This window comes from Janthinobacterium leeuwenhoeki (assembly GCF_051380795.1).
Lineage (GTDB): Bacteria > Pseudomonadota > Gammaproteobacteria > Burkholderiales > Burkholderiaceae_D > Janthinobacterium.
On sequence record NZ_JBNYXT010000027.1, the window covers coordinates 1 to 21,961 of the forward strand.

Sequence of the window (21,961 nt, forward strand, 5' to 3'; positions counted from 1 at the left end):
AGCTGATCCATTCGGCTGGCTGCATGATCTGCTCCCTCTGTGGTGAGTATGCAGAGTCAGACAGCACAGCCAAGGGAAGATTCCGGCATTTCCCCTACTTACTGAGGACAGAGCCTTTTTTTGCCCGTACCCTGCGTGCGGCACGTGCCGGCGCAAGCGCGGACACAATCCCTTACAATGATACCCGCCGCATTCCGCGCGGCGGACAGAGGGGCCATCTTGATGACGAATTCGACGACACCGATCAATCAGTTAAATCCTTCGGGCCTGCGCATCGTGCTGGTGCTGCAAGGCGGTGGCGCACTGGGCGCCTATCAGGCCGGCGTCTACCACGCGCTGCACGAACATGGCCTGGCGCCCGACTGGGTAGTGGGCACCTCGATCGGCGCCATCAATGCCGCCATTCTGGCGGGCAACAAGCACGAAGACAGGCTCGTGCGTCTGAAACAATTCTGGCAGCGCGTGGCGCACCGCGACAGCATCGACATGAACCTGGTATCGGACCAGCAGCGCCGCTCGAACATCTGGCTGGCCACGCTCGATACGCTGCTGCGCGGCGTACCCGGCTTCTTCAAGCCGCGCGCCTTCAGCCTGTTTCCCGCCGGAATCGCCGTCAAGCCGGAAGAGGCCAGTTTTTATGACACCAGCGAGCTGGTCAGCACCCTCGAGGAGCTGGTCGATTTCGATTACCTGAACCAGCCTGGCGGCATGCGCCTGACGGTCAACGCCCTGCGCGTCAAATGCGGCAGCCTCACCAGTTTCGACAGCCAGCAGCAGCCCCTGACGGCGGAGCATATCCGCGCCAGCGGCGCCTTGCCGCCCGGCTTTGCCGGCGTACGCGTCGATGGCGATTTATATTGGGATGGCGGCCTGTACTCGAACACGCCGCTGGAAACCGTGCTCGACGATACGCCCCACGTCGATACCCTGGTCTTCATGGTGGACTTGTGGAGCTCGGAAGGGCCGGAACCTACCACCCTCGATGAAGTGCAGACGCGGCAAAAAGACGTGACATTCGCGTCGCGCTCGAAGCGGCATATCGCCGATTATGTCAATACGCATACCTTGCAGCGCAAATTGCGCGAACTGTATGCCGGTCTGCCCGACACACAGCACAACCGCCAGCAGACGGACGAGTTGGTAGCGCTCGGTTGCGACAGCACCATGCACATCGTGCGCCTGCCGTATGCGGGACGCGACTGGCACATGGCGGCCAAGGACATCAATTTTTCCAGGGGCTCCATCGAGTGGCGCTGGGAACAGGGCTACCAGGATGGCTTGCGCGCGATCAAGGCGGCCGGCTGGCTGGCCTTTGTCACGGAAGACACGCCGCTCGTGGTGCACGAGCTACCGCCCTACGAACGCGACGCCGCTTAGTGACGCCTGTCAAAACCTGCTGCGCGTCGGTACAGGCGGCCTGCGATGCTCACCGTACTACAAGTACGGTTGCGCTTCTTGGCCGCCTCTCCCTTCCGCTCGCGACGGTTTTGTCAGGCGTTGCAAGAGTAAAGAGTATGAGTGCGGCGCATCACCGCATCACTGCGGATGGGCCGCTTTGCGCAGTTTTTCCGCGTTTGCCATGTCTAGCCGGTAAGTGTCTTGCGCGTCCTTCATGCAGGTGGCGCGCGCGGCGGACGGTTCCGACCGGCAGGCTTTTTTGGCCTCGGCCAGGGCGGCGGCGATTTCCTTGCGCAGGGTGCGCAGCTGGGCTTGCGCCGTGCTGTCTTCCTGGTACCAGCGTTGCGGGTCGCCCGGCTGCGGCGTGGCCGTCTGGGCCAGTGCCAGTGGCGCCAGGCTGCAGGCGAACAGGGTGGCCAGGAGTGTGTTCTGGAGAGTCATGATATTTCCTCTTTGAAATAAAAAAGGCGCCGCGGCGCCTTTTTTTACAACCTGCCTGTCAGTAATAGCAGGATCAGTATCACGACGACCAGGCCGGCGACGCCGCTGGGGCCGTAACCCCAGTTGCGGCTATGCGGCCAGGTAGGCAGGACGCCGACCAGGGCCAGGATCAAGATAATCAGAATGATGGTGCCCATGGCAACTCCTTGTTATCGTACGATGCATGCGGGATGGCGGATGCCTGCTGGCAAGCTCCGCCGAAAATTAATAGCGGTAGACGCGGCCGTCAACGACGCGCACGCGGTTGCCCGGGCGCAAATCATTCGCGTTGTCCTGCACCACGGTGCGGTACTCGCCGTTGTCGAGGCGCACGCTGATCTGGTAGGCCTGCGCCTGCTGTTTGCGGCCTTCCACCTGGTTGCCCACGACGCCGCCGGCAACGGCGCCCGCCACGGTGGCGGCCGTGCGTCCGCCGCCCGAGCCGATGGTGTTGCCCAGCAGGGCGCCGGCGATACCGCCGACCACGGCGCCGGCGCCGCTGGTTTGTCCGCCACCCTGGACGATCTGGATGGAGTCGACGGTGCCGTACATGGCCGATTCAGGCTGGTTGGCCGGGTAATACTGTTGTGACTGGGAAGGGCCTGTGGCGCAACCGCTCAGTACGGCGGTGGCGGCGAGCATCAGTGCAGCCAAGGTGGCGTTGGTTTTCATTTTATTCTCCTGACGAGGTGAGGGTGTAGTGCCATCTTAGTCATGCCCCTGACCCCGGTCTGTACGCTGCCGCACGTACTTATTTGCGGTCGAAAATGGTATTGTTGGCTGGGGCGAGACAGCAAAACGTTGTTATTTCTCCCAATCGGCCTTCCACTTTCAAAATAAATTACTTGTGTACGGCAGCGTACAGAAGAGCGGCGACTATCCACGTAAAACGGTAGTCATGCCAAGCAGACATGCTTGTCACCACCAGGGAGAAATACAATATGAACAAGAATAAGCTTTTCACCGCCATCGTCGTCAGCCTGGCATGCGCCGCCTGGGGCGGTCAGGCAGTTGCCGCCACGCCGGAAGCGAAAGCAGCTTACAAGGCGGCTAATGAACAGGCGGGCCTGAATTACAAGCTGGCGCATGCCGAGTGCGAAAAAATTACGGGCAACCCGAAGGATGTCTGCGTCGCCGAAGCGAAGGCCGTGCGCACCTACGATGAAGCAGTTGCTCAGGCGCAATACACGAATACCCTGCGTGCCTACACCAAGGCGCGCATCAAGATTGCCGATGCCAACTACGACGTCGACCTGGCGCGCTGCGATGCGTTGACGGGCAACGACAAGGATGTTTGCGTCAAGCTGGCCAAGTCCACCAAGGTGGCGGCACTGGCCGACGCCAAGGCCGACAAGAAAGTCATCGAAGCACGCAGCGATGCGCGTGAAGCAAAAAGAAAAGCCGAGTACAAGGTCGCGACAGAAAAATGCGATGCATTAGCCGGCGCAGCCAAGGATGACTGTATCAAGGCTGCAAAAACCCAGTTCGGTTACTGAGCTCCATCCGGCGCGCAGTCACCACACTGGTATAAGAAGCTCATTGTGAGCACATTGATTGACCACTCCTAAGGAAAAAACCATGAAATTCACTAAATCTATCGCTACTGGCCTTTTCGTCGCTTCCCTGTTCGCCGTCGCAGGTTGCGCTTCGACCCCAACCAAGGAAGGCACGGGCGAGTACATCGACGACGCGGCCATCACCACCAAAGTGAAAGCCAGCATCTTCAATGAGCCGACCCTGAAATCGACGGAAATCAACGTTGAAACCTTCAAGGGCGTGGTTCAGCTGAGCGGCTTCGTTGCCCAGCCAGCCGATGCCGCCAAAGCGGGCGAAATTACCCGTGGCGTCAAGGGCGTGAAGTCGGTGAAAAACGACATCCGCGTCAAGTAATGGCCTGACCTGCCGCAGCGGCCAGCCCCACGGCTGGCCCTGCGGCCCTCCACCGACCGTCGCGGGAATCGCATGCATATCCAGCCTACAGATATCCCGCCCGAGCCGGTGGCGGCTGTCTCCACCGAGCCTGCCGGGCCACCTCCGGGTGCGCCAGTGGAGCACCCGGACGCATCCTTGCGTTTGCCGCTGCATGTCAATGCGCGCGGCTTGGCGCTGGGCATTATCGCCACCGTCAGCTTCATCTTTGCGCTGCAATGGGCGCAGAAATTCCTCATTCCCGTCCTTTTTGGCATTTTCATTGCCTATACCCTCAATCCCGTCGTCGCCTGGCTGGAAAAGTTGCGCCTGCCGCGCGCCATCGGCACCAGCGTGGTGACGGCCCTGATCCTGTTCGGCTCCGTCGTCGTGATCGAGCGCGTGCAGGGCGAATTCGAAGCCATCGTTGAAGAGTTGCCGGCCGCCACCCATAAACTGTCGCGCCTGATCGCCGAGAATACGGGTGGCAAGAACAGCACCTTCCAGAAGATGCAGGCCGTGGCCAGTGCCATCGAGCAAGTGGCCGCTGGCGCCGAGGCGCGCCGCAACATCCGCCGCGCCGCCGCCGCGCCGGATGCGCCGAATTTCAAGATCATGGACTGGGTCTGGGCCGGCTCGCTGGGCCTGGTGGGTTTCCTCAGCCAGGCCGCCATGGTCATCTTCCTGGTGTTTTTCCTGCTGCTGTCGGGCAATACCTTCAAGCGCAAGCTCGTCAAGCTGACGGGCCCCTCGTTGAGCCGCAAGAAGGTCACCGTGCACATCCTGGAAGACATCAATACCTCGATCCAGAACTATATGTTCATGCTGCTTGTCACGAATGGCTTGCTGGCGCTGCTGATGTGGATCGCCCTGAGCGTGATCGGCCTGGAAAACGCGGGTGCCTGGGCCATCGTAGCCGGCTTGCTGCATATCATGCCGTATTTCGGTCCCTTGCTGATCACCATCGCCACGGGGCTGGTCGCCTTTTTGCAGTTCGAATCGCTGGAAATGGTCGTGCTGGTGACGGGCACGTCGATGGCCATCGCCACCCTGGTCGGCACCTTTGTCACCACCTGGATGACGGGCCGCATTGCCCGCATGAATCCTACGGCCGTGTTCGTCAGCCTGCTGTTCTGGGGCTGGTTGTGGGGCGTCTGGGGCTTGCTGCTGGGCGTGCCCATCATCGTCATCGTGAAAGTGGTGGCTGAGCGCGTGCAAGGCATGGAAGCGGTGGCCGAGCTGCTGGGCGAATAGCTTGCGGCAACGCAAACGGCGCCCGCGGGCGCCATTTTGCCATCTTGCAGCCGGTTCAGGATTGGTGGCGTTTGAGTATCTTTATTTGCACATCGCCATCATCGTTCTTCGGCATATTCTTCATGCTGCCCAGTTGCAGCGCGAACTGGCGCGTGAATTCGGCCCCCAGGAAGAAGATTTGCGCCGAGTAATACACCCACAGCAGCAGGGCCACCAGCGAACCGGCCGCGCCATAGCTGCTGGCCACGCCGCTATTGCCGATATACACGCCAATTGCATATTTTCCCAGTGAAAACATGAAGGCCGTACCGATGGCGCCGATCAGCACGTCGTGCCAGGACAGGCGCACGCGCGGCAGCATTTTATAGATGACGGCAAACAGGCTGGCGATGACGGCAAAGCCGATCAGGTTCGACAGGATGGTAAACAGCACGGCCGTGTCCTTCCACACGCCTTCCCAGAAGTTGGCGAGGATGGCCATGGCGGCATTGACCACCAGCGACACCATCAGCAGGAAGGCCAGCACCAGCACCAGGCCGAAGGACAGCAAGCGCGTGCGCAGCATGTCCCAGGCACCCGCTTCCTTCAGCGGCGGCACTTGCCAGATCTCATCGAGACTGGCTTTCAGTTCGGCAAATACGCTGGTGGCGCCAAACAGCAACAGGGCGCTGGCGAGGAGGGTGGCGATGCGCCCCTGATCATGGTTCTTCGCGCCGGCCAGCACCAGCTGGATGGCTTCGGCGCCTTGCGTGCCCAGCAAACCCTGCAATTGACCCATCAGTTCGCCGCGCGCGGCGGCCGGGCCATAGAAAAAGCCGGCGATGGCGATCACCAGCACGAGGATGGGGGCGATGGAAAACAGGGTGTAATAGGCGAGGGCGGCGCCCTTGCTCGAGGCGCGGTGTTCCAGCCATTCGGTGACGGAACAGACGATGACACTGCGCATCTGCTTGCCGAACGGTGCCAGGCCGGCCAGTTTGGGATAGCGGGTAGAAAAATTCATGGTGGCTTTCAATGCAAAAAAGGGGCGCGAGCCCCTTTTTTTATTCACAAGTGGCGTACCACTGTTTGGCTTATTGCACGCGGCGTTCGATGGTGATCTGTTCCACTTCAACGCGGCGGTTTGGTTCCAGGCACTTGATCAGGTCGGCACGCTTCTTGTTATCGCAGGTGACGACAGGACTGGTGGAACCCTTGCCTTCGGCCGACAGGCGGTTGGCGGCGACACCGTGGGCGACCAGGTATTCCTTGACTGCATCAGCGCGCTGCTGCGACAGTTTCAGGTTGTACTTGGCCGTACCGATACGGTCGGCATAACCACTGACGACGACGTTGTTGACGTCCGGCGCTGCGTTCAGCACGCGGGCGATTTCGTCGAGCTTGGTCTGTGTCGGGCCCAGCTTGGCGCTATCGAACGCGAACAGTTCCGTAGCCGCCATCGTCACTTTTTCAAAGCGTGCTGGCGGTGGTGGCGGAGGTGGCGGCACGACCACGACGACTTCTTCACGCACTGGCGGCGGCGGTGGCGGCGGCGCTGCCGGTGTCGGTGGTTTGTCGAATGCGTAGTTCAGGCCCACATTGACATACCAGTTGCTGGACTTGCTTTGATCAAACGTATTGCCGCGCAGGAAGCCATGCACATTGCGCACGTCGACCTGGGTCGACCATTGATCGCTGAGTTTGCTTTGGAACCCCAGGCCGAGGTTGACATACGGCGAGCTCTTGCTGCGTTCGCCCAGGGGACCCGTATCCTTGTCGCGCTGCATGCCTGCGCCAACCAGCACGAAGGGGCTGAACGACGGGCCGCGGTTAAACATGTACAGGCCATCTACGCCCAGCGTGTTTTGCTGGTAGCGGCGGCCACCATCCTTGGAGCGGGCGTAGGTGGTGCCCAGCTGGATATCCCAGTCCGGCGAAACTGGCTTACCAAAACGCAAGCCAGCGCCATAGCCGGTTTTATCGGTGGAAAAATCCGAGTCTGGCTTCATAGCATTGATGCTAGGTTGAATATACCAGGAGGGATTGATTTCCTGGGCCTGTGCGCCGAGGGCGGAGCACAGTACTGCGGCGGCGACGGCGATTTTTTTTAGATTATTCACAAGTAACTCCCAACGTTGATAAGAGATTTTCTCTACTGCATCAATGCGACAACTGCCAGACATGCTATTGCTAGAGATAGACAACCATTCCAGGTGCGCTTTCTTGCGATAAATGCACTGCTGTTGGACTAAGAATACGATTCCAGGTTCGAGAGGTCGGTGCGTTAGCGCACAAAGCATTGTTGTATATCAATGGTGTTGCAGATTCACGACAAATACTGCGGTGTTGAAAAAAACTAATTCGCTTCCTTGAATTTTTGCAATCACGGCCACTTCCTGGCGCCGCAACGGCAGGCAATCGTACGACTTATTACTGGCATGCCACTGTATATTAGCAACAATGATGAGCTTGATAACTACTATTACATTAATGTTGTATTCCTGCCGCGTTCTGTTGCCTTGCCGGGCTTCTCCCGGGCAACTATCGTGCGCCGCAGCCAGCTCCGCCACTTTTCATCAAGGAGTCACCCGTGCCTGACCACCCCCGTGCTGTTTCTTCCCCGCTGTCTGGCAAACTGGCCCCGCTGGGCCTGCTGACTGTGCTGCTGTCGCTGGGCATGGCTATGCCGGCCTTGGCCGATAGCGGCGTGTCCCTGTTTTCACCGAGCGGCACGGTCAAGGCCGTGCGCCAGGTGCGGGCCCAGTTCGCCACGCCGATGGTGCCGTTCGGCGACATGGGCTTGCCCGCGCCGTTCGCCATCGATTGCGGCAAGGCCGAGCCTGGCGTCGTGGCGGGCGCGGGGCGCTGGGCTGACGAGCGCAACTGGAACTACGATTTCGAGCGCGACTTGCCGGCCGGCGTGGCCTGCAGCTTTACCTTGAAAGCGGGGCTGAAGGACCAGGCAGGCAAACCCTTGCAAGCAACGGCGTCCTACCGCTTCTCCACGGGCGGGCCGGCCATCGTCGAGGCCGTGCCATATGACGGCCAGCCGTATATCGATGAAAACCAGATATTCGTGCTGGGCCTCGACGCCGCGCCGAACGCAGCCAGCGTGGCCGCCAACGCGTATTGCCGCGCCGACGGCATCAATGAAAAAATTCCCGTGCGGCAGCTTGTGGGTAAGGAGCTGGAGCAGGTATTGACCTTGCGCAAGAGCTTTCTCGACCGCTACCTGAGCGTGTATTTCAAGAAGCGGGGCACGCTGTGGAAAGTGGGCATGCCCGTCGCCAGCAAGGGCGCGCCGCCGCTGCCTGTCACCGTGCTGCAATGCAAGCGCAGCTTCCCCGCCAACGCCAAGGTGTCGCTGGTGTGGGGCGAGGGCATCGCCAGCACCAGCGGCATCGCCACGGACAAGGCGCAAACGCTGCAGTTCAAGACGCGCCCCGATTTCACGGCCAAGTTCAGCTGTGAGCGCAGCAATCCGAAGGAACAGTGCATCCCGTTCCTGCCCATGCGCGTGCAGTTTTCCGCGCCTGTGAGTGCGGCGCAGGTGCGCGCCATGAGCCTGAAGGGCGACGGCAAGACGTATGCGCCGACGATTTCAAAAGAGGAAGAAAAGGCGGAATTTCTGTATGGCGCCACGTTCAACGGCCCCTTCCCCGTGCAAGCCAGTTTCGTGCTGAATCTGCCGCCGAAGCTGACGGATGACGCGGGCCGCGCCTTGCTCAACCGCGCGCGCTTCCCCATGACGGTGCGCACGGGCGAACAGCCGCCGCTGCTGAAGTTCCCGGCGCCGTTCGGCATCATCGAAGCCAAGGGCGACGGCTTGCTGCCCGTGACGGTGCGCAATATCGAGCCTGTGCTGTCCGGCAAGGAAGTGGCCCAGCCATCCGCTGCCGCCACGGGCGCCACCTTGCGCGTGCCCGACAATGATGACAAGTTTATCATCGAGTGGATGCAGCGCCTGGCCGGCAATGGCAACGGGGGCGAATACTGGCAGCCGTACGCGCAATATGCGGACAATATGAGCAAATCCGTGCTGGCCGGCGCGGCTGGCACGCGGCCCATCAGCATGCCCCGTCCGGATGGCAAGAAAACTTTTGAAGTGATCGGCATTCCTTTGCTGAAACCGGGCTTCTATGTGGTCGAGCTGGCCAGCCCCATCCTCGGCAAAGTGCTGCTGGGCAAACCGACCACGGCGTATATTCGCACCGCCGCGCTGGTGACCAACCTGGCGGCCCACTTCAAGCATGGCGCGCAATCGTCGCTCGTGTGGGTGACGTCGCTGGACAAGGGCGCGCCTGTTGCGAAAGCGCAAGTGGCCGTGCGCGACTGCGCCGGCAAGCTGCTGTGGCAAGGCGCCACGGGCGCCGATGGCGTGGCGCACATCCCCGGCGAGCTGGCCAATTCCAGCTGCAAGAACAATGGCCGTTACTATATTAGTGCGCGCAGCGGCGGCGACATGACGTTCACCCTGTCGGACTGGGTGGGCGGCATCGAAGCCTGGCGCTTCAACTTGCCCACGGACGACACGCGCGCCGACAACACCCTGCTGGCCACGGTATTCGACCGCACCTTGCTGCGCGCCGGCGAAACTGTGCACATGAAGCATTTCATTCGCCAGCACACGGGTGAGGGCATGCGCCTGGTCGACAAGAACAACGGCCCCGGCAGCGCCACCTCCATCGTCATCACGCACCAGGGCAGCGACCAGAACTACCAGCTGCCCCTGCGCTGGTCCGCCAGCGGCACGGCGGAAAGCGACTGGCTCATTCCCGCCGACGCCAAGCAGGGCGAATACAGCGTGACGATGGCGGGCCGTCCGTCCGGCAGTTTCCGCGTCGAAGCGTTCCGCGTGCCGAGCATGAAAGCCGTGCTGCAGGGCCCGAAAGCGCCCGCCGTGCAGGCGAAACAGCTGGCCCTGGATGCGCAAATCACGTATCTGGCCGGCGGCGCCGCCACCAACGCGCCCGTCAAGCTGCGCACGGTGCTGCAGGACAAGAGCGTGAGCTTTGCCGACTATCCTGACTATAGCTTCAGCAATGGCGACGTGAAGGAAGGCCTCGTCAAGCAGGGCACTGGTTACGACGACGATGAAGGCGAGTGGCAGGACGAAGGCCATGGCGGACGCGCCGGCCCCGGCGCGACGGCAGCGCGCACGCAAAGCTTGACCTTGGACAAGGCGGGCGGCGCGCGCATCGTCATCGACCAGCTGCCGCAGCTGTCCACGCCGCGCGACCTGGTGGCGGAAATGGCTTTCCAGGATGCGAATGGCGAGACGGCATCGGTGGCCACGCGCGTGCCGCTGTGGCCATCGAATGTCGTGATCGGCATCAAGCCTGACGCCTGGGCCTTGAGCAAGGAAGCCTTCAAGTTTACGGTCGCCGTGCTGGGCACCAATGGCAAGCCCGTGGCGCATGCCCCGGTCGCCGTCGACTTCTTCCAGCGCAATAGCTATTCGCATCGCCGGCGTTTGATCGGTGGCTTCTATGCGTATGAAAACAGCAGCGAAGTCGTCAAGCTGGGTCCGGCCTGCACTGGCAAGACGGACAACAAAGGCTTGCTGGTCTGCGACGTGAAGGCGCCCGCCAGCGGCAACTTGATTCTGCGCGCCCGCACGCAAGATAGTGCGGGCAATGCGGCTGTCGCCAACCGCGAAACCTGGGTGGCCGGCAGCGGCGAGTGGTGGTTCAACGCCAGCGACAATGACCGTATCGACGTCTTGCCTGAAAAGAAACGCTATGAACCGGGCCAGGAAGCGAGCTTGCAGGTGCGCATGCCGTTCCGCTCGGGTACGGCGCTGATCACGGTCGAGCGCGAAGGCATCCTCGACACCTATGTGCGCCAGCTCAATGGCCGGGAACCAGTGGTCAATATCCCGGTCAAACCGAACTATGCGCCGAATGTGTATGTGTCCGTGTTTGTCGTGCGGGGCAGGGTCGATGGCGTGCAGCCGACGGCCCTGGTCGACCTGGGCAAGCCGGCTTACAAGATGGGCATCGCGCCCCTGAACGTGGGGTGGCAGGCGCATGAGCTGAACGTCATGGTGGTGTCCGACAAGGAGGTGTACAAGACGCGCGACAAGGCGGAGGTGTCCGTGCGCGTGCGCCGCGCCGATGGCAAGCCCTTGCCGGCTGGCGCCGAAGTGGCGCTGGCGGCCGTCGATACGGGGCTGTTGGAACTGATGCCCAACGATAGCTGGAAGCTGTTAGATACCATGATGGCGCAGCGCAGCCTGCAGGTGGAAACGGCGACGGCGCAGATGCAGGTGATCGGCAAGCGCCACTTTGGCCGCAAGGCATTCCCGGCCGGCGGTGGTGGCGGCAAGGGCGCCAGCCGCGAACTGTTCGACACCCTGCTGTTCTGGAAGGGCAGCGTCAAGCTCGACGCCAAGGGCGAAGCGACCGTGCAAGTGCCGCTGAACGATTCGCTGACGGCATTTCGCATCGTCGCCATCGCCAGCGCCGGTAAGGAATTGTTTGGCACGGGCAGCACGGATATCCGCAGCTCGCAAGACTTGATCCTGATGTCGGGCTTGCCAACCCTGGTGCGCGAAGGCGACCAGTTGCGCGCAGGATTCACCGTGCGTAACACCTCGGCCGCCTCCTTGAGCGTGGACCTCAATGCCAGCGCAGCCGGCAAGGCCTTGCCGCGCCAAAGCTTGACCTTGGCGGCGGGCGAAGCGCGCGAAGCGGGCTGGGATTACCAGGTACCGCTGGGTGCGGCAAGCATCGTGTGGGATATCAGCGCGAAGGCGGGCAGCCATAGCGATAAGCTCAAGATCACGCAAAAGGTAGGCCAGGCCACGCCCGTGCGCACATATCAAGCCACCTTGCAGCAGATCGACAAGCCCATCAATATGGCCGTGCAAATGCCGGCCGGCGCCTTGCCGGGCCGGGGCGGCGTCCAGACCAGCTTTGCAGCCAAACTCGGCGGCGAGCTGCCCGGCGTGCGCGAGTACATGGCCGCCTACCCCTACACCTGCTTCGAGCAAAACACGTCGAAAGCCATCGCCCTGCAAGACCAGGAGGCTTGGAACAAGCTGGCCGCCAGCTTGCCCGCCTACCTGGACAGCGACGGCATGCTGAAATATTTCCCCATCATGGAGCAAGGCAGCGACAGCCTGACGGCGTATGTGTTGTCGGCCACCCGGGAAGCGGGCTATGCGATTCCCGAGCAGACGAAAAACCGCATGGAAGCAGCCTTGACGGCCTTCGTGCAGGGCAAGATCGTGCGCCGTTCCGCGCTGGACACGAGCGACCTGGCCGTGCGCAAGCTGGCCGCGCTGGAAGCGCTGTCGCGTTCGAACAAGGTGCCGCCCGATGCGCTGGAGAGCATCAGCATCAGCCCGAACCTGTGGCCCACTTCCGCCGTCATCGACTGGAGCTTGTTGCTGCAACGCACGCCAAGCCTGGCGCGCCGCGATGCGCTGCTGGCGGAGGCGCAGCAGATTCTGCGTTCGCGCCTGAACTTCCAGGGCACGACCATGGGCTTTTCCACCGAGCGCAAGGATAACTGGTGGTGGCTGATGGTGTCCGGCGACGTCAATGCCAACCGGCTGCTGCTGGCCGTGATGGACAATCCGGCGTGGAAGGATGACATCGGCCGCCTGGTGCGCGGCAGCATGGGCCGCCAGAAGAAGGGCCGCTGGGATACCACGGTGGCCAACGCCTGGGGCACCCTGGCCATCAATAAGTTCTCGGCCAAGTTCGAGTCCACCCCCGTGACGGGCGCCAGCGCCGTCAAGCTGGGCGGCGATACGCAAGCGCTCGTGTGGAATGGCGCGGCGAAAGTGGGCCCCGTGTTGCAAGCGTGGCCGAAGGGCACGGATACCCTGGGCTTGGCGCACAGTGGCACCGGTCAACCTTGGGCCACCGTGCAAAGCCTGGCGGCCATCCCGCTCAAGGCGCCTCTGTCCAGCGGTTACACGATCAAGAAAACCATTACGCCCGTGGAACAGAAAACGACAGGCCAGTGGTCGCGTGGCGATGTCTACCGCGTGCGCCTGGACTTGTCCGCGCAGGCGGACATGAGCTGGGTGGTGGTCGACGACCCGATTCCCGCCAGCGCCACGGTGCTGGGCAATGGCCTGGGCCGCGATTCGCAGCTGCTGACGGCGGGCGAAAAATCTACGGGCTGGGTCTGGCCCACCTTCGAGGAGCGGGCCTTCGACGCCTTCCGCGCCTACTATGCCTTCGTGCCGAAGGGTAGCTGGAGTGTGGAATACACGGTGCGCCTGAACAATGCCGGGGATTTCAGCCTGCCGGCCACGCGCATCGAAGCCATGTATTCGCCCGAGATGTTTGGCGAGTCGCCGAACGCGAATGTGAAGGTGGGGCAGTGAAAGGGTTTGTTTTACTGATGGGCGGCCTGCTGGCCGGCCCAGTCTTCGCTGAAGCGATATTGACGCCGGCCCAGGTGCAGGCCGCCTACCGCAGTTCGGAAGCGCAATTGCTGGACCGCAGCGGCGCACCGCTGCAATCGTTGCGCGTGGACATGAAAGTGCGGCGTTTGCCGTGGGTGCCGCTGGCCGACATCTCCCCCGCCGTGCAGCAGGCCGTGCTGCTGGCGGAAGACCAGCGCTTCATGCGCCATGGCGGCGTGGATGTATCCGCGCTGGCCACGGCCGCCTGGGACAATCTGTTTTCCAAGAAAGCCCGGGGCGCCTCGACCATCACCATGCAGCTGGCGGGCCAGCTGGACGCGGACTTGCAGGCGTCCTCGGGTGGACGCAGCCTGCGCCAGAAATGGGACCAGATGCGCGCCGCCCAAGCCATCGAGGACAGCTGGAGCAAGGCGCAGATTTTCGAAGCCTATTTGAACCTGGTGTCGTTCCGCGGCGAGCTGCAAGGCATCGCCTCCGCCTCGTACAGCCTGTTCGGCAAGGCGCCGTCCGGCCTGAACCAGACGGATGCCATCATCCTGGCCAGCCTGGTGCGCTCGCCGAACGCGCCGCCGGCCACCGTCACGCGCCGCGCCTGCGCGCTGGCGAAGGAGTGGCGCATGGACAGCAGCTGCCAGTTGATCGGCCAGCGCGTGCAGACGGCCTTGCAGCGCAACGCGCTGGTCGCGGAGCTGGCTCCGGCGCCGCAAGTGGCGCAGCAACTGCTGAAACAACCGGGCGCGCAGGTGGCCAGCACGCTCGACGGCCCCTTGCAGCGTTTTGCGCAGGAAAATCTGCGCCAGCAGCTGGCGTCCTTGCGCGAGCGCAATGTCAACGATGGCGCCATCATTGTGCTCGACAACCGCAGCGGAGAAGTCCTTGCTTATGTCGGCAACGCGGGCGGCAGCCACGTCGATGGCGTGGCGGCCTTGCGCCAGGCCGGTTCCACTCTGAAACCATTTTTATATGAACTGGCCATCGAGCGCCGGCTGATGACGGCCGCCTCCGTCATGGACGACTCGCCGCTCGACGTCGCCACGGCGTCGGGCATGTATGCGCCACAAAACTACGACCGCAATTTCAAGGGTTACGTCAGCGCCCGCACCAGCCTGGCCAGTTCCCTCAACATTCCCGCCGTGCGCACGGTGTTGCTGACGGGACAGGACGGCTTTTATAACCGTCTGAAGGAAGTGGGCCTGTCCAGCCTGACGGAAGCGGCCGAATATTACGGCCCTTCGCTGGCGCTGGGCTCGTCGGAAGTGACCCTGCTGGAACTGGCCAACGCCTACCGCGCGCTGGCCAATGGCGGGCTGTACAGCACGGCCAGCTTGCAGCCGGGGCAGGCGGGCAAGGACAGGCGCCGCGTGATGGAAGCGGGCGCCGCCTTCATCGTCGGCGATATCCTGGCAGACCGCGCCGCGCGCAGCATGACCTTTGGCTTGCGCAACGAGCTGGGAACGAATTTCTGGAGCGCCGTCAAGACGGGCACCAGCAAGGACATGCGCGACAACTGGTGCATGGGTTACTCGGCGCGCTACACGGTGGGCGTGTGGGTAGGCAATTTCGACGGCAAGCCCATGTGGGACGTCTCGGGCGTGACGGGCGCCGCGCCCGTGTGGCGCGACGTGATGGATTATCTGCACAAGAACGTGCCCAGCCACGCGCCGAAAGCGCCGCCCGGCGTGCTGCAGCAGATGGTGGCGTACCAGCCCGCGCTGGAAGCGCCGCGCCGCGAATGGTTCATCGCTGGAACGGAAAGCCCCGTCATCGCTGTGCTAGGCGACACAGTGAAGCCAGCCGCCATCGTGTATCCGGCCGAGGACAGCATCCTCGCCATCGATCCCGACATCCCGCCAGCCCTGCAGCGCGTCTTCTTCCAGGCCCAGGGCAGCCATGCCTTGCGCTGGGTACTCGACGGCAAGGATATGGGCGCGGCTCTTGACAGCATCAGCTGGCGCCCCGTGCCGGGCAAGCACGCACTGGCTCTTGTCGACGACCTTGGCAAAACGGTGGCGCAGGTGGCGTTCCAGGTGCGGGGGAATGCGCTGGCGCAGAGGCATTAGTTCTGACGGTATTGCGGCTGCCATTCGCCTGTCCTGCTGTTTGAATCATAGCCGTTGACTCATTGATCAGAAAAGTGTGGTGCTGTGCCTGTCATGGATGCTGTCTCTGTTGGAATAGTGTGTGGAATATCACAGTGGAAATATCGGCAAAAATGTGTAGATGAAAAGCTCCAAAAAAAGCGGGAAAAAATAGATACATTTCAATAGGGGGGGGAGTATATTCTTGCTGTCTTCTGCTGTAAGATCGCTAGCGGCTGGTGTATGGCAAAAGAGGATGTGGAACAACCTAGCCTTATTTTTATGTTGAAAATAAATTTCAGAAATATTTTGCGGTAATTAAGATGCGGAACTTCTATTTTCTTGTTATTTTTTTGGGGTTTGGAATAATGCTGCCACCAGGGCAGGCTACAGAGAGAGTAGTAGCTGCTGAGGAAAAAACTGTCAATGTCAGAGCATTGGATTTTAGCTTTATGAAAGAGCCACCTAATCGGAAGATAAAAAACAGGGTGGATCTTTCTGCAATCAAGACTGCCGAAGATTTGGCTGTGGTGAAAGATGCTATTAATCCTGTGATGGACTTTTTCCAGGTTTATAGCCAAGTTCGAGCAACCCCATCATCATTTTCCGCGCTTGCTTCCAGTAACGGGATCAAGCAGATGCGATTTCCTCCGAAAATAGATCACCTAAATTATTACATATCGAAAAAAATATGGAATTGGGTGGTGCACGATCCCCAGACTATTTTCTTGACCGGGGATTTTCGGGGCATGCCGCCCGACACCGGCGTTCATCGCGATACTTTTGTATTTGTGAAAAGGGATGGCGTATGGCTGTTTGATCGCCATGATCTCTAGCTGCGGCGGGGGACGGCCCTATGGTTGGGCCAGTTTTTTGACTGCCAGGCCAGGCGCCAGCCATAGCAGCAATATCCAGAGTAGAAAAGAAAGGCTACGCTGCAGCGGCACGCAGCACAGGCTGAAAATAGTGATCCAGGCCAAAGAAAACGTGCGTGGTACTTGCGCGCAATCGAGCAGCCACAGCGTGGTGCCCATGGCGAGAAACATGACTGGCATGGCAAACCACCATTTGCGTTCGATCGGCGACATGATTTCCTGATAAGAGAAGTATGTGTCCCCGATTCTAACGTAAAAGTTGTCAAAAATTACGGCGCGCTGATGATTTTCGTCAATGCGATACGGTACGCCGGCTGCACATCGCCATCCTTGTCCAGCTTGTCCGTCATGATCACGCCGTAGCCTTGCGCGTACCACACGTATTCGCCGCCTTTGCTTTTTCCACCGACGTCACGCAGTTCGAACTTGCAGGCGTCGGGGAAGCGGCGCCCGCCCAGTTCCAGGCGTTCCCAGCCCAGGAAGGTGATGGAGAAATCGCGTTTGTCGGTGCGCGTGGAGGTGGTGATCTTGTCGGACAGGCCGGCCAGCGGGTAGTGGGTGCTCGTTCGCGTGTCCGTGAACTGCACGCGCACTTCCTGGCCGGGGCGCATCTTGGCGGGGATGGCGGACTGTGGCGTGTAGACGTTCTTGCTGCGCACGCTGCCGTCTTCGTTGTAATGGACCGCGCCTGTCAGGAATACCTGGCCGTCGCGAATGTCCTGGTAGGACGTGGCCAGCAGCACGCCGCCGTCGAGGATCAGCTGCGTGCCCTTGAGTTTCTTGCCCTCGAAGCTATCCTCGACATTGACTTGCGCGTCGCCATTGTTCTTGCTGAACTTGATGCCCGTCGTCAGTTCCATGCACTCGCCCACCGTGGGCGCCGCCTGTACACTCGCGGTGGCCAGTACGCCTGCCGCTACCATCGTTTGCCATGCTGCTTTCATTGTTTTCCTGGCTATTTTGCAAAGGCGAGATGATAGCGTGCCTGGAAGCAACGTGGCGCAGCGCTGGAAGTGGGACTTAGCGGGCCGGTGCTACCGGTGTCGCTGGCGGCGAGATGGCCGGTCCGCTGGCGGCCGGGGTGTCCGGCGTGGCGACGGGCTTGCCGCGCCGCGTGCGCTTGTCCGTGCGCGTTTTGCCGGGCTTGGCGTCGTGCACCAGCTTGCCTTTGTTGTCGAGCTTGTCGGACTGGTCCGATTTCTGACCCGGATCATTCGGATTGTTGGTGTGGTTGCCCGTCTGGTTGACATTTGTCGTCGACTGGGCTTGCACCCAGGCGCCGCCCACGGTCATCAGGGTGGCGGCCAGCAAGAGAGCGGCGGTTTTCATGGCAGTGTCCTGTGCAGAAATGAGTAAGAGCTTGCATTCTCACACAGGAGTCCGCCGGCACGGGTAGGACGCCGCCTCATGGCTGTGTCGGCCATTTGCTTCAGATCAACGGAATTGTTCCGTCGAGATATCGAAGCGCTTGAGCTTGTCGTACAGGGTTTTCTTCGGGATGTTCAGCGCGGCGGCCGCGTCGATGACGTTGCCATTGTGGCGGCGCAAGGCTTCCTCAATGATGGAAATCTCGAAGGTGTCCACCTGCTCGGCCAGGGAGGCTTCGCGGCAGCCGGCCGGGCTCAGGGTGTCGTCGAGCAAGCCCAGCACGAAGCGGTCGGCTACATTGTGCAGCTCGCGCACATTGCCAGCCCAGCGCTGCGCCATCAGGGACGCGATCAGTTCGCCGCTCACGAGGGCGGCCGGCTGGCCATAGCGCAGCGCCGCCTGCAGCACGAAGAATTCGAACAGCAGGGGGATATCCTCGCGCCGGTTGCGCAGCGCCGGCAGGGTCAGGCTGGCCACGTTCAGGCGGTAATACAGGTCGGGGCGGAACTTGCCCTGTTCCGCCAGCACATTCAAGTCTTCCTTGGCGGCGGCAATCACGCGGAAATTGACGGAAATGAGCTTGTTGGAACCGAGCCGTTCCACCTGCCGTTCCTGCAGCACGCGCAGCAGTTTCACTTGCAGGGCCAGCGGCATGCTTTCGATTTCGTCCAAGAACAGGGTGCCGCCGTTGGCGTATTCGATCTTGCCGATGCGCTGGCGCTGCGCGCCCGTAAATGCTCCTTCCTCGTGGCCGAACAATTCCGATTCAAAGATCGATTCGGGCAGGGCGCCGCAGTTGATGGCCACGAAAGGGTGGTCGCGCCGCTCGCTGAAGTCGTGCAGGCAGCGTGCGATCAGTTCCTTGCCGGTACCCGTTTCGCCCAGGATGATGATGTCGGCCGACTTCGGCGCCAGGTTCAGCACCAGCTGGCGCACCTTGGCCATGGCCGCGCTGCGGCCCACGATGCGCGCCTCGATGCCGACCCGCTGCGCGAGTTGGCGGCGCAAGTTCATGTTTTCCAGTACCAAATGGCGCTTGTCGAGTGCGCGGCGGCACACTTCCACCAGCAAGTCGGCGGAAAACGGCTTTTCGATGAAGTCGTAGGCGCCACGGCGCATGGCGCCCACGGCCATCGATACGTCGCCATGTCCCGTGACGAGGATGACGGGCAGGCTGGCATCCTGCGCCACGGCGATATCGAGCAGTTTCAAGCCATCCATGCCAGGCAGCTTGATATCGCTCAATAAAATGCCGGCAAATTCCGGCACCAGATAGGGCAGCGCTTCTTCGGCCGTGGCCACGGCCGTCACTTGCAAGCCCGCCAGTTCCAGCGATTGCCGGGCGCCCTTGCGCACGACGGCATCGTCTTCCACCAGCAGCACTTGCATGCCTTCAAAATTATTCTCGTGCATTTGGTGTTCCCTCTGTCTCTGTATTCTTTTCCCCCGGGTCGCAGCTCAGGGTGATGGTAAATTGCGCGCCGCCCCCTTCCTGCGCGCTGCGGTTGCGCACGGCCAGTGCGCTGCCGGCCGCGCGCAGTATGCCTGCACTGATCGACAATCCCAAGCCCAGCCCGTGTTCCTTGGTGGTATAGAAGGGGTCGAAGATCTTGTCGAGCGAGGCCAGCGGGATGCCGGGGCCATTATCGGTGATATGCAGCACGGCGAGCTCGCCTTCGCGGCGCACCTGGAACCAGATCTGCACGGGCTCGCTTTCCGGCACGGCATCCATGGCGTTGGTGATCAGGTTGGTAAACACCTGTTCCAGGCCGATGGCGTTGCACAGCACGATGATGTCGCCGTCAGGCCAGCTTTCATGCAGGCTCAAGCGCTGCGAATGCTTGCGCGTGCGAATTTGCAGCATGGTTTGCGCAAACGCCTGGCGCACGCTGACGGGCTTGCGCGCATCGTCGCTGCGCCGCGCAAAGCCTTTCAGTTGCGAGGTGACATAGCCGAGCCGCTTGACGAGGTCGGAAATGGTCGACAGATTGTCCAGCGCATCGTCGATGCGACCGCGTGCCAAAAAGACTTTGGCATTGTCGGAAAAGGTTTGCAGGGCGGCCAGCGGCTGGTTCAGCTCGTGCGTGACGCCGGCCGCCATCTGGCCGATGGCCGCCAGCTTGCCGCTTTGCACCAGTTCCGCCTGGGCATAGCGCAGGGTCTGTTCGGCCCGCTCGCGTTCGGCTACTTCCGCCTGCAGGCGGCCATTCGCATGCACCAGATCGGCCGTGCGCTGCTCGACCTTGATTTCCAGCTGTTCATAGGCGCGCGCCAGGGTCTGTTGCGCATTGAGCTTGTCGGCGATGCGGCGCCGGCGCTGGCGCGCATACATCAGGGCCAGCAGCAGCAAGGCCCAGCCCAGCGCGGCGGCGATGGCCGCGTTGCGCGCCGCCTCATCGACCTGGTCGAGCTCGGCCAGCACGGTGATTTGCCATTGCAGCGGGCCCAGCGCGCGGTTCACGGCCAGGTAGTTCACCTTGTCGGCGCTGCCGGACAGGGCCGGCGTGTCGCCAGCCTGCGGGCGCTCCAGGGTCATCACGCTGGCGCCATCGGTGAACTGGCGCTGCACCTGGTGCGGCAGGATGGGCAGATTTTCTTGCAGGAACTGGCGCTGCGCGCTGATATCGTTCTTCGCGGCCGGCGACAGCGGGGCCAGGGTCTTGAATTTGAAGGCTTGAGTGGTGGCCAGGATGATCACGCCATTCGCATCCTTGACCCAGATCTGCTCGCCCGCGCCGGGCGTGCGCCACGATTGCTCGATCCAGTCCAGGTTGACCTTGGCGGCGACGATGCCGATGATGCGCCCGTTGCGCTGCACGGGCTGCGAAATGAAATAGCCGGCCTCGAAGGTGGAGAAGCCGATGCCGTAAAAGCGGCCGATGCCGCCTGCGAACGCATCCTTGAAGTAGGGCCGGAAACCGTAGTTGACGCCCACATACGAGCTGCGGTCTTGCCAGTTGCTCGATGCCAGGGTCGTGCCCTTGTCGTCGAGCACGTAGACGGCAAAGGCGCCCGCGCGGCGGTTCATGTCGACCAGGTAGGCGTTAATCTGCGTGACTTTGTCGGCGCTGGGCTGTTCCAGCAGTTGCGCCACAGCATCGCTCTGAGCCACGGCCAGGGGCAGGAATTCATACTTGTTGAGGGCGCCGCCTATGGACGCCGCATACAGCTCCGCGCGCGAATCGAGAGTGCGGTGCAATTCATCGAGCTGGCGCTGCTGGACCCAGGCATACGAAGCCCATGTCAGCAGGACCAGCGAGCCCATGGCTAGCAGGGGGCCGAGCGCGGGTCTCAGGGGCCATTTGCCGAATGCCATGGTGCTCCGTGTGTCGGGTTAAATACGGCGGTATTGTAAAGCTGAAACCCGCAAGTCGAAGACTGGGGTCAGACCTTAAGGTCCGACCCCGGCACTTGCTTTGGGGTATGGTCGCACGACGACTAATCTGCCGTACTCGCCATCGTTTCTGCATTATGGTGCCTTTGCTGCTCTTCCATCACCATCTCGCCCAGCATGCGTTTCAGACGGTTGAACTCCGGGTCGCTCGGGTCGCGCGGGCGGGGCAGGTCGATGGCCACGTCGCGCTTGATGGTGCCGGGACGGTAGGTCATGACGATGGTGCGGTCGGCCAGGTAGATCGATTCCTCGATCGAGTGCGTGACGAAGACGATGGTGGTGCCGAAGACTTTCCAGATTTTCAGCAATTCATCTTGCAGGTTGCGCCGCGTCAAGGCATCCAGCGCGCCGAATGGCTCGTCCATCAGCATGATCGGCGAATCGAGGGCCAGCACGCGGGCGATGGCCACGCGCTGGCGCATGCCGCCCGACAAGTCTTTCGGGTAGCGGGCACGGAATTCCGTCAAGCCCAGCATGCTCAGCAGCATGTCGACCCGCTCCTTGATCTCCGCCGGCGTCTTGCCGGCGATTTCCAGGCCGAAGGCGATATTGCTCTCGATGCTCATCCATGGGAACAGCGCGTATTCCTGGAACACCATGCCGCGGTCGGGGCCGGGTTCGGTGATCAGCTTGCCGCCGGCCAGGATCTGGCCCGACGTCGGCTGCGAGAACCCGGCGATGGCGTTCAACAGGGTCGACTTGCCGCAGCCGGATGGCCCCAGCAGGCAGATGAACTCGCCGCTGGCGATTTCCAGGTTGATATCCTTCAGGGCGATGACGTCCGCGCCGCCCGTGGTGAAGATTTTATTGACTGCATTGATATTGATCGTGGTCATGGCCG

At 61.7% G+C, this 21,961-nt stretch carries 19 protein-coding genes; 7 read left to right on the top strand and 12 right to left on the bottom strand.

Annotation, left to right across the window (positions count from 1 at the left end):
* Window positions 1-222: 222 nt before the first annotated feature.
* Entirely contained in the window at window positions 223-1,377 is a 1,155-nt protein-coding gene (locus tag ACQ4WS_RS18795; RefSeq protein WP_436478653.1) for a patatin-like phospholipase family protein, read from the top strand.
* A gap of 159 nt (window positions 1,378-1,536) precedes the next feature.
* Here ACQ4WS_RS18795 and ACQ4WS_RS18800 read toward each other — a convergent pair whose 3' ends face one another.
* The 3 genes from ACQ4WS_RS18800 to ACQ4WS_RS18810 all read right to left on the bottom strand — a co-directional run bounded on the left by ACQ4WS_RS18800 (window position 1,537) and on the right by ACQ4WS_RS18810 (window position 2,550).
* Window positions 1,537-1,839 (bottom strand): hypothetical protein, encoded by a 303-nt coding sequence (locus ACQ4WS_RS18800; protein ID WP_436478597.1) that lies wholly within the window; start codon window positions 1,837-1,839, stop codon window positions 1,537-1,539.
* Window positions 1,840-1,883: 44 nt separating this feature from the next.
* The gene (locus ACQ4WS_RS18805; RefSeq protein WP_092800820.1) at window positions 1,884-2,036 is read right to left on the bottom strand and encodes a DUF3309 family protein; all 153 of its coding nucleotides are present in this window, start codon (window positions 2,034-2,036) and stop codon (window positions 1,884-1,886) included.
* 67 nt (window positions 2,037-2,103) lie between these two features.
* Window positions 2,104-2,550, bottom strand: a complete 447-nt coding sequence (locus ACQ4WS_RS18810) for an outer membrane lipoprotein (RefSeq protein ID WP_436478598.1) — start codon at window positions 2,548-2,550, stop codon at window positions 2,104-2,106.
* Window positions 2,551-2,819: 269 nt separating this feature from the next.
* On the opposite strand from ACQ4WS_RS18810, the gene ACQ4WS_RS18815 reads away from it, so the two are divergent.
* From ACQ4WS_RS18815 to ACQ4WS_RS18825, 3 genes are all read left to right on the top strand, one after another.
* A complete protein-coding gene (locus ACQ4WS_RS18815; RefSeq protein WP_436478599.1) occupies window positions 2,820-3,374 on the top strand; it encodes a hypothetical protein in 555 nt (184 codons plus the stop codon).
* An 82-nt stretch (window positions 3,375-3,456) separates the two neighbouring features.
* Entirely contained in the window at window positions 3,457-3,768 is a 312-nt protein-coding gene (locus ACQ4WS_RS18820) for a BON domain-containing protein (protein WP_034786324.1), read from the top strand.
* A 72-nt stretch (window positions 3,769-3,840) separates the two neighbouring features.
* Entirely contained in the window at window positions 3,841-5,040 is a 1,200-nt protein-coding gene (locus ACQ4WS_RS18825; RefSeq protein WP_436478600.1) for an AI-2E family transporter, read from the top strand.
* 55 nt (window positions 5,041-5,095) lie between these two features.
* Here the strand turns inward: ACQ4WS_RS18825 and ACQ4WS_RS18830 are convergent, their stop codons facing one another.
* From ACQ4WS_RS18830 to ACQ4WS_RS18840, 3 genes are all read right to left on the bottom strand, one after another.
* Window positions 5,096-6,043, bottom strand: a complete 948-nt coding sequence (locus tag ACQ4WS_RS18830) for a YihY/virulence factor BrkB family protein (protein WP_436478601.1) — start codon at window positions 6,041-6,043, stop codon at window positions 5,096-5,098.
* 70 nt (window positions 6,044-6,113) lie between these two features.
* Complete coding sequence (locus ACQ4WS_RS18835) at window positions 6,114-7,139, bottom strand: OmpA family protein (RefSeq protein WP_436478602.1); 1,026 nt, start codon at window positions 7,137-7,139, stop codon at window positions 6,114-6,116.
* 189 nt (window positions 7,140-7,328) lie between these two features.
* Window positions 7,329-7,589 carry a hypothetical protein gene (locus ACQ4WS_RS18840; protein ID WP_436478603.1) on the bottom strand — a complete coding sequence of 87 codons (261 nt, stop codon included), beginning with the start codon at window positions 7,587-7,589 and terminating at the stop codon, window positions 7,329-7,331.
* Between the two features lie 20 nt (window positions 7,590-7,609).
* Between ACQ4WS_RS18840 and ACQ4WS_RS18845 the strand changes: the two genes are divergently transcribed.
* The 3 genes from ACQ4WS_RS18845 (at window position 7,610) to ACQ4WS_RS18855 (ending at window position 16,319) form a co-directional block, all read left to right on the top strand.
* Complete coding sequence (locus ACQ4WS_RS18845; protein ID WP_436478604.1) at window positions 7,610-13,363, top strand: alpha-2-macroglobulin family protein; 5,754 nt, start codon at window positions 7,610-7,612, stop codon at window positions 13,361-13,363.
* A 17-nt stretch (window positions 13,364-13,380) separates the two neighbouring features.
* Window positions 13,381-15,465: a penicillin-binding protein 1C gene (gene pbpC, locus ACQ4WS_RS18850; protein ID WP_436478654.1), complete on the top strand. Its 2,085-nt coding sequence runs from the start codon at window positions 13,381-13,383 to the stop codon at window positions 15,463-15,465.
* A 341-nt stretch (window positions 15,466-15,806) separates the two neighbouring features.
* On the top strand, window positions 15,807-16,319 hold the full coding sequence (locus ACQ4WS_RS18855; protein ID WP_436478605.1) for a hypothetical protein: 513 nt from the start codon (window positions 15,807-15,809) through the stop codon (window positions 16,317-16,319).
* 18 nt (window positions 16,320-16,337) lie between these two features.
* Here the strand turns inward: ACQ4WS_RS18855 and ACQ4WS_RS18860 are convergent, their stop codons facing one another.
* From ACQ4WS_RS18860 to ACQ4WS_RS18885, 6 genes are all read right to left on the bottom strand, one after another.
* Window positions 16,338-16,571 (bottom strand): hypothetical protein, encoded by a 234-nt coding sequence (locus ACQ4WS_RS18860; protein WP_436478606.1) that lies wholly within the window; start codon window positions 16,569-16,571, stop codon window positions 16,338-16,340.
* A 56-nt stretch (window positions 16,572-16,627) separates the two neighbouring features.
* Window positions 16,628-17,302 (bottom strand): hypothetical protein, encoded by a 675-nt coding sequence (locus tag ACQ4WS_RS18865; protein ID WP_436478607.1) that lies wholly within the window; start codon window positions 17,300-17,302, stop codon window positions 16,628-16,630.
* A 76-nt stretch (window positions 17,303-17,378) separates the two neighbouring features.
* Entirely contained in the window at window positions 17,379-17,687 is a 309-nt protein-coding gene (locus ACQ4WS_RS18870) for a hypothetical protein (RefSeq protein ID WP_436478608.1), read from the bottom strand.
* A 105-nt stretch (window positions 17,688-17,792) separates the two neighbouring features.
* Window positions 17,793-19,139, bottom strand: coding sequence for a sigma-54-dependent transcriptional regulator (locus ACQ4WS_RS18875; protein ID WP_436478609.1), 1,347 nt, complete (start codon window positions 19,137-19,139; stop codon window positions 17,793-17,795).
* Window positions 19,126-21,042 carry a sensor histidine kinase gene (locus ACQ4WS_RS18880; protein WP_436478610.1) on the bottom strand — a complete coding sequence of 639 codons (1,917 nt, stop codon included), beginning with the start codon at window positions 21,040-21,042 and terminating at the stop codon, window positions 19,126-19,128. Before ACQ4WS_RS18880 ends, ACQ4WS_RS18875 begins: the two co-directional genes overlap by 14 nt.
* A 122-nt stretch (window positions 21,043-21,164) precedes the next feature.
* Window positions 21,165-21,956 carry an ABC transporter ATP-binding protein gene (locus tag ACQ4WS_RS18885; RefSeq protein WP_035826298.1) on the bottom strand — a complete coding sequence of 264 codons (792 nt, stop codon included), beginning with the start codon at window positions 21,954-21,956 and terminating at the stop codon, window positions 21,165-21,167.
* Window positions 21,957-21,961 lie beyond the last annotated feature (5 nt).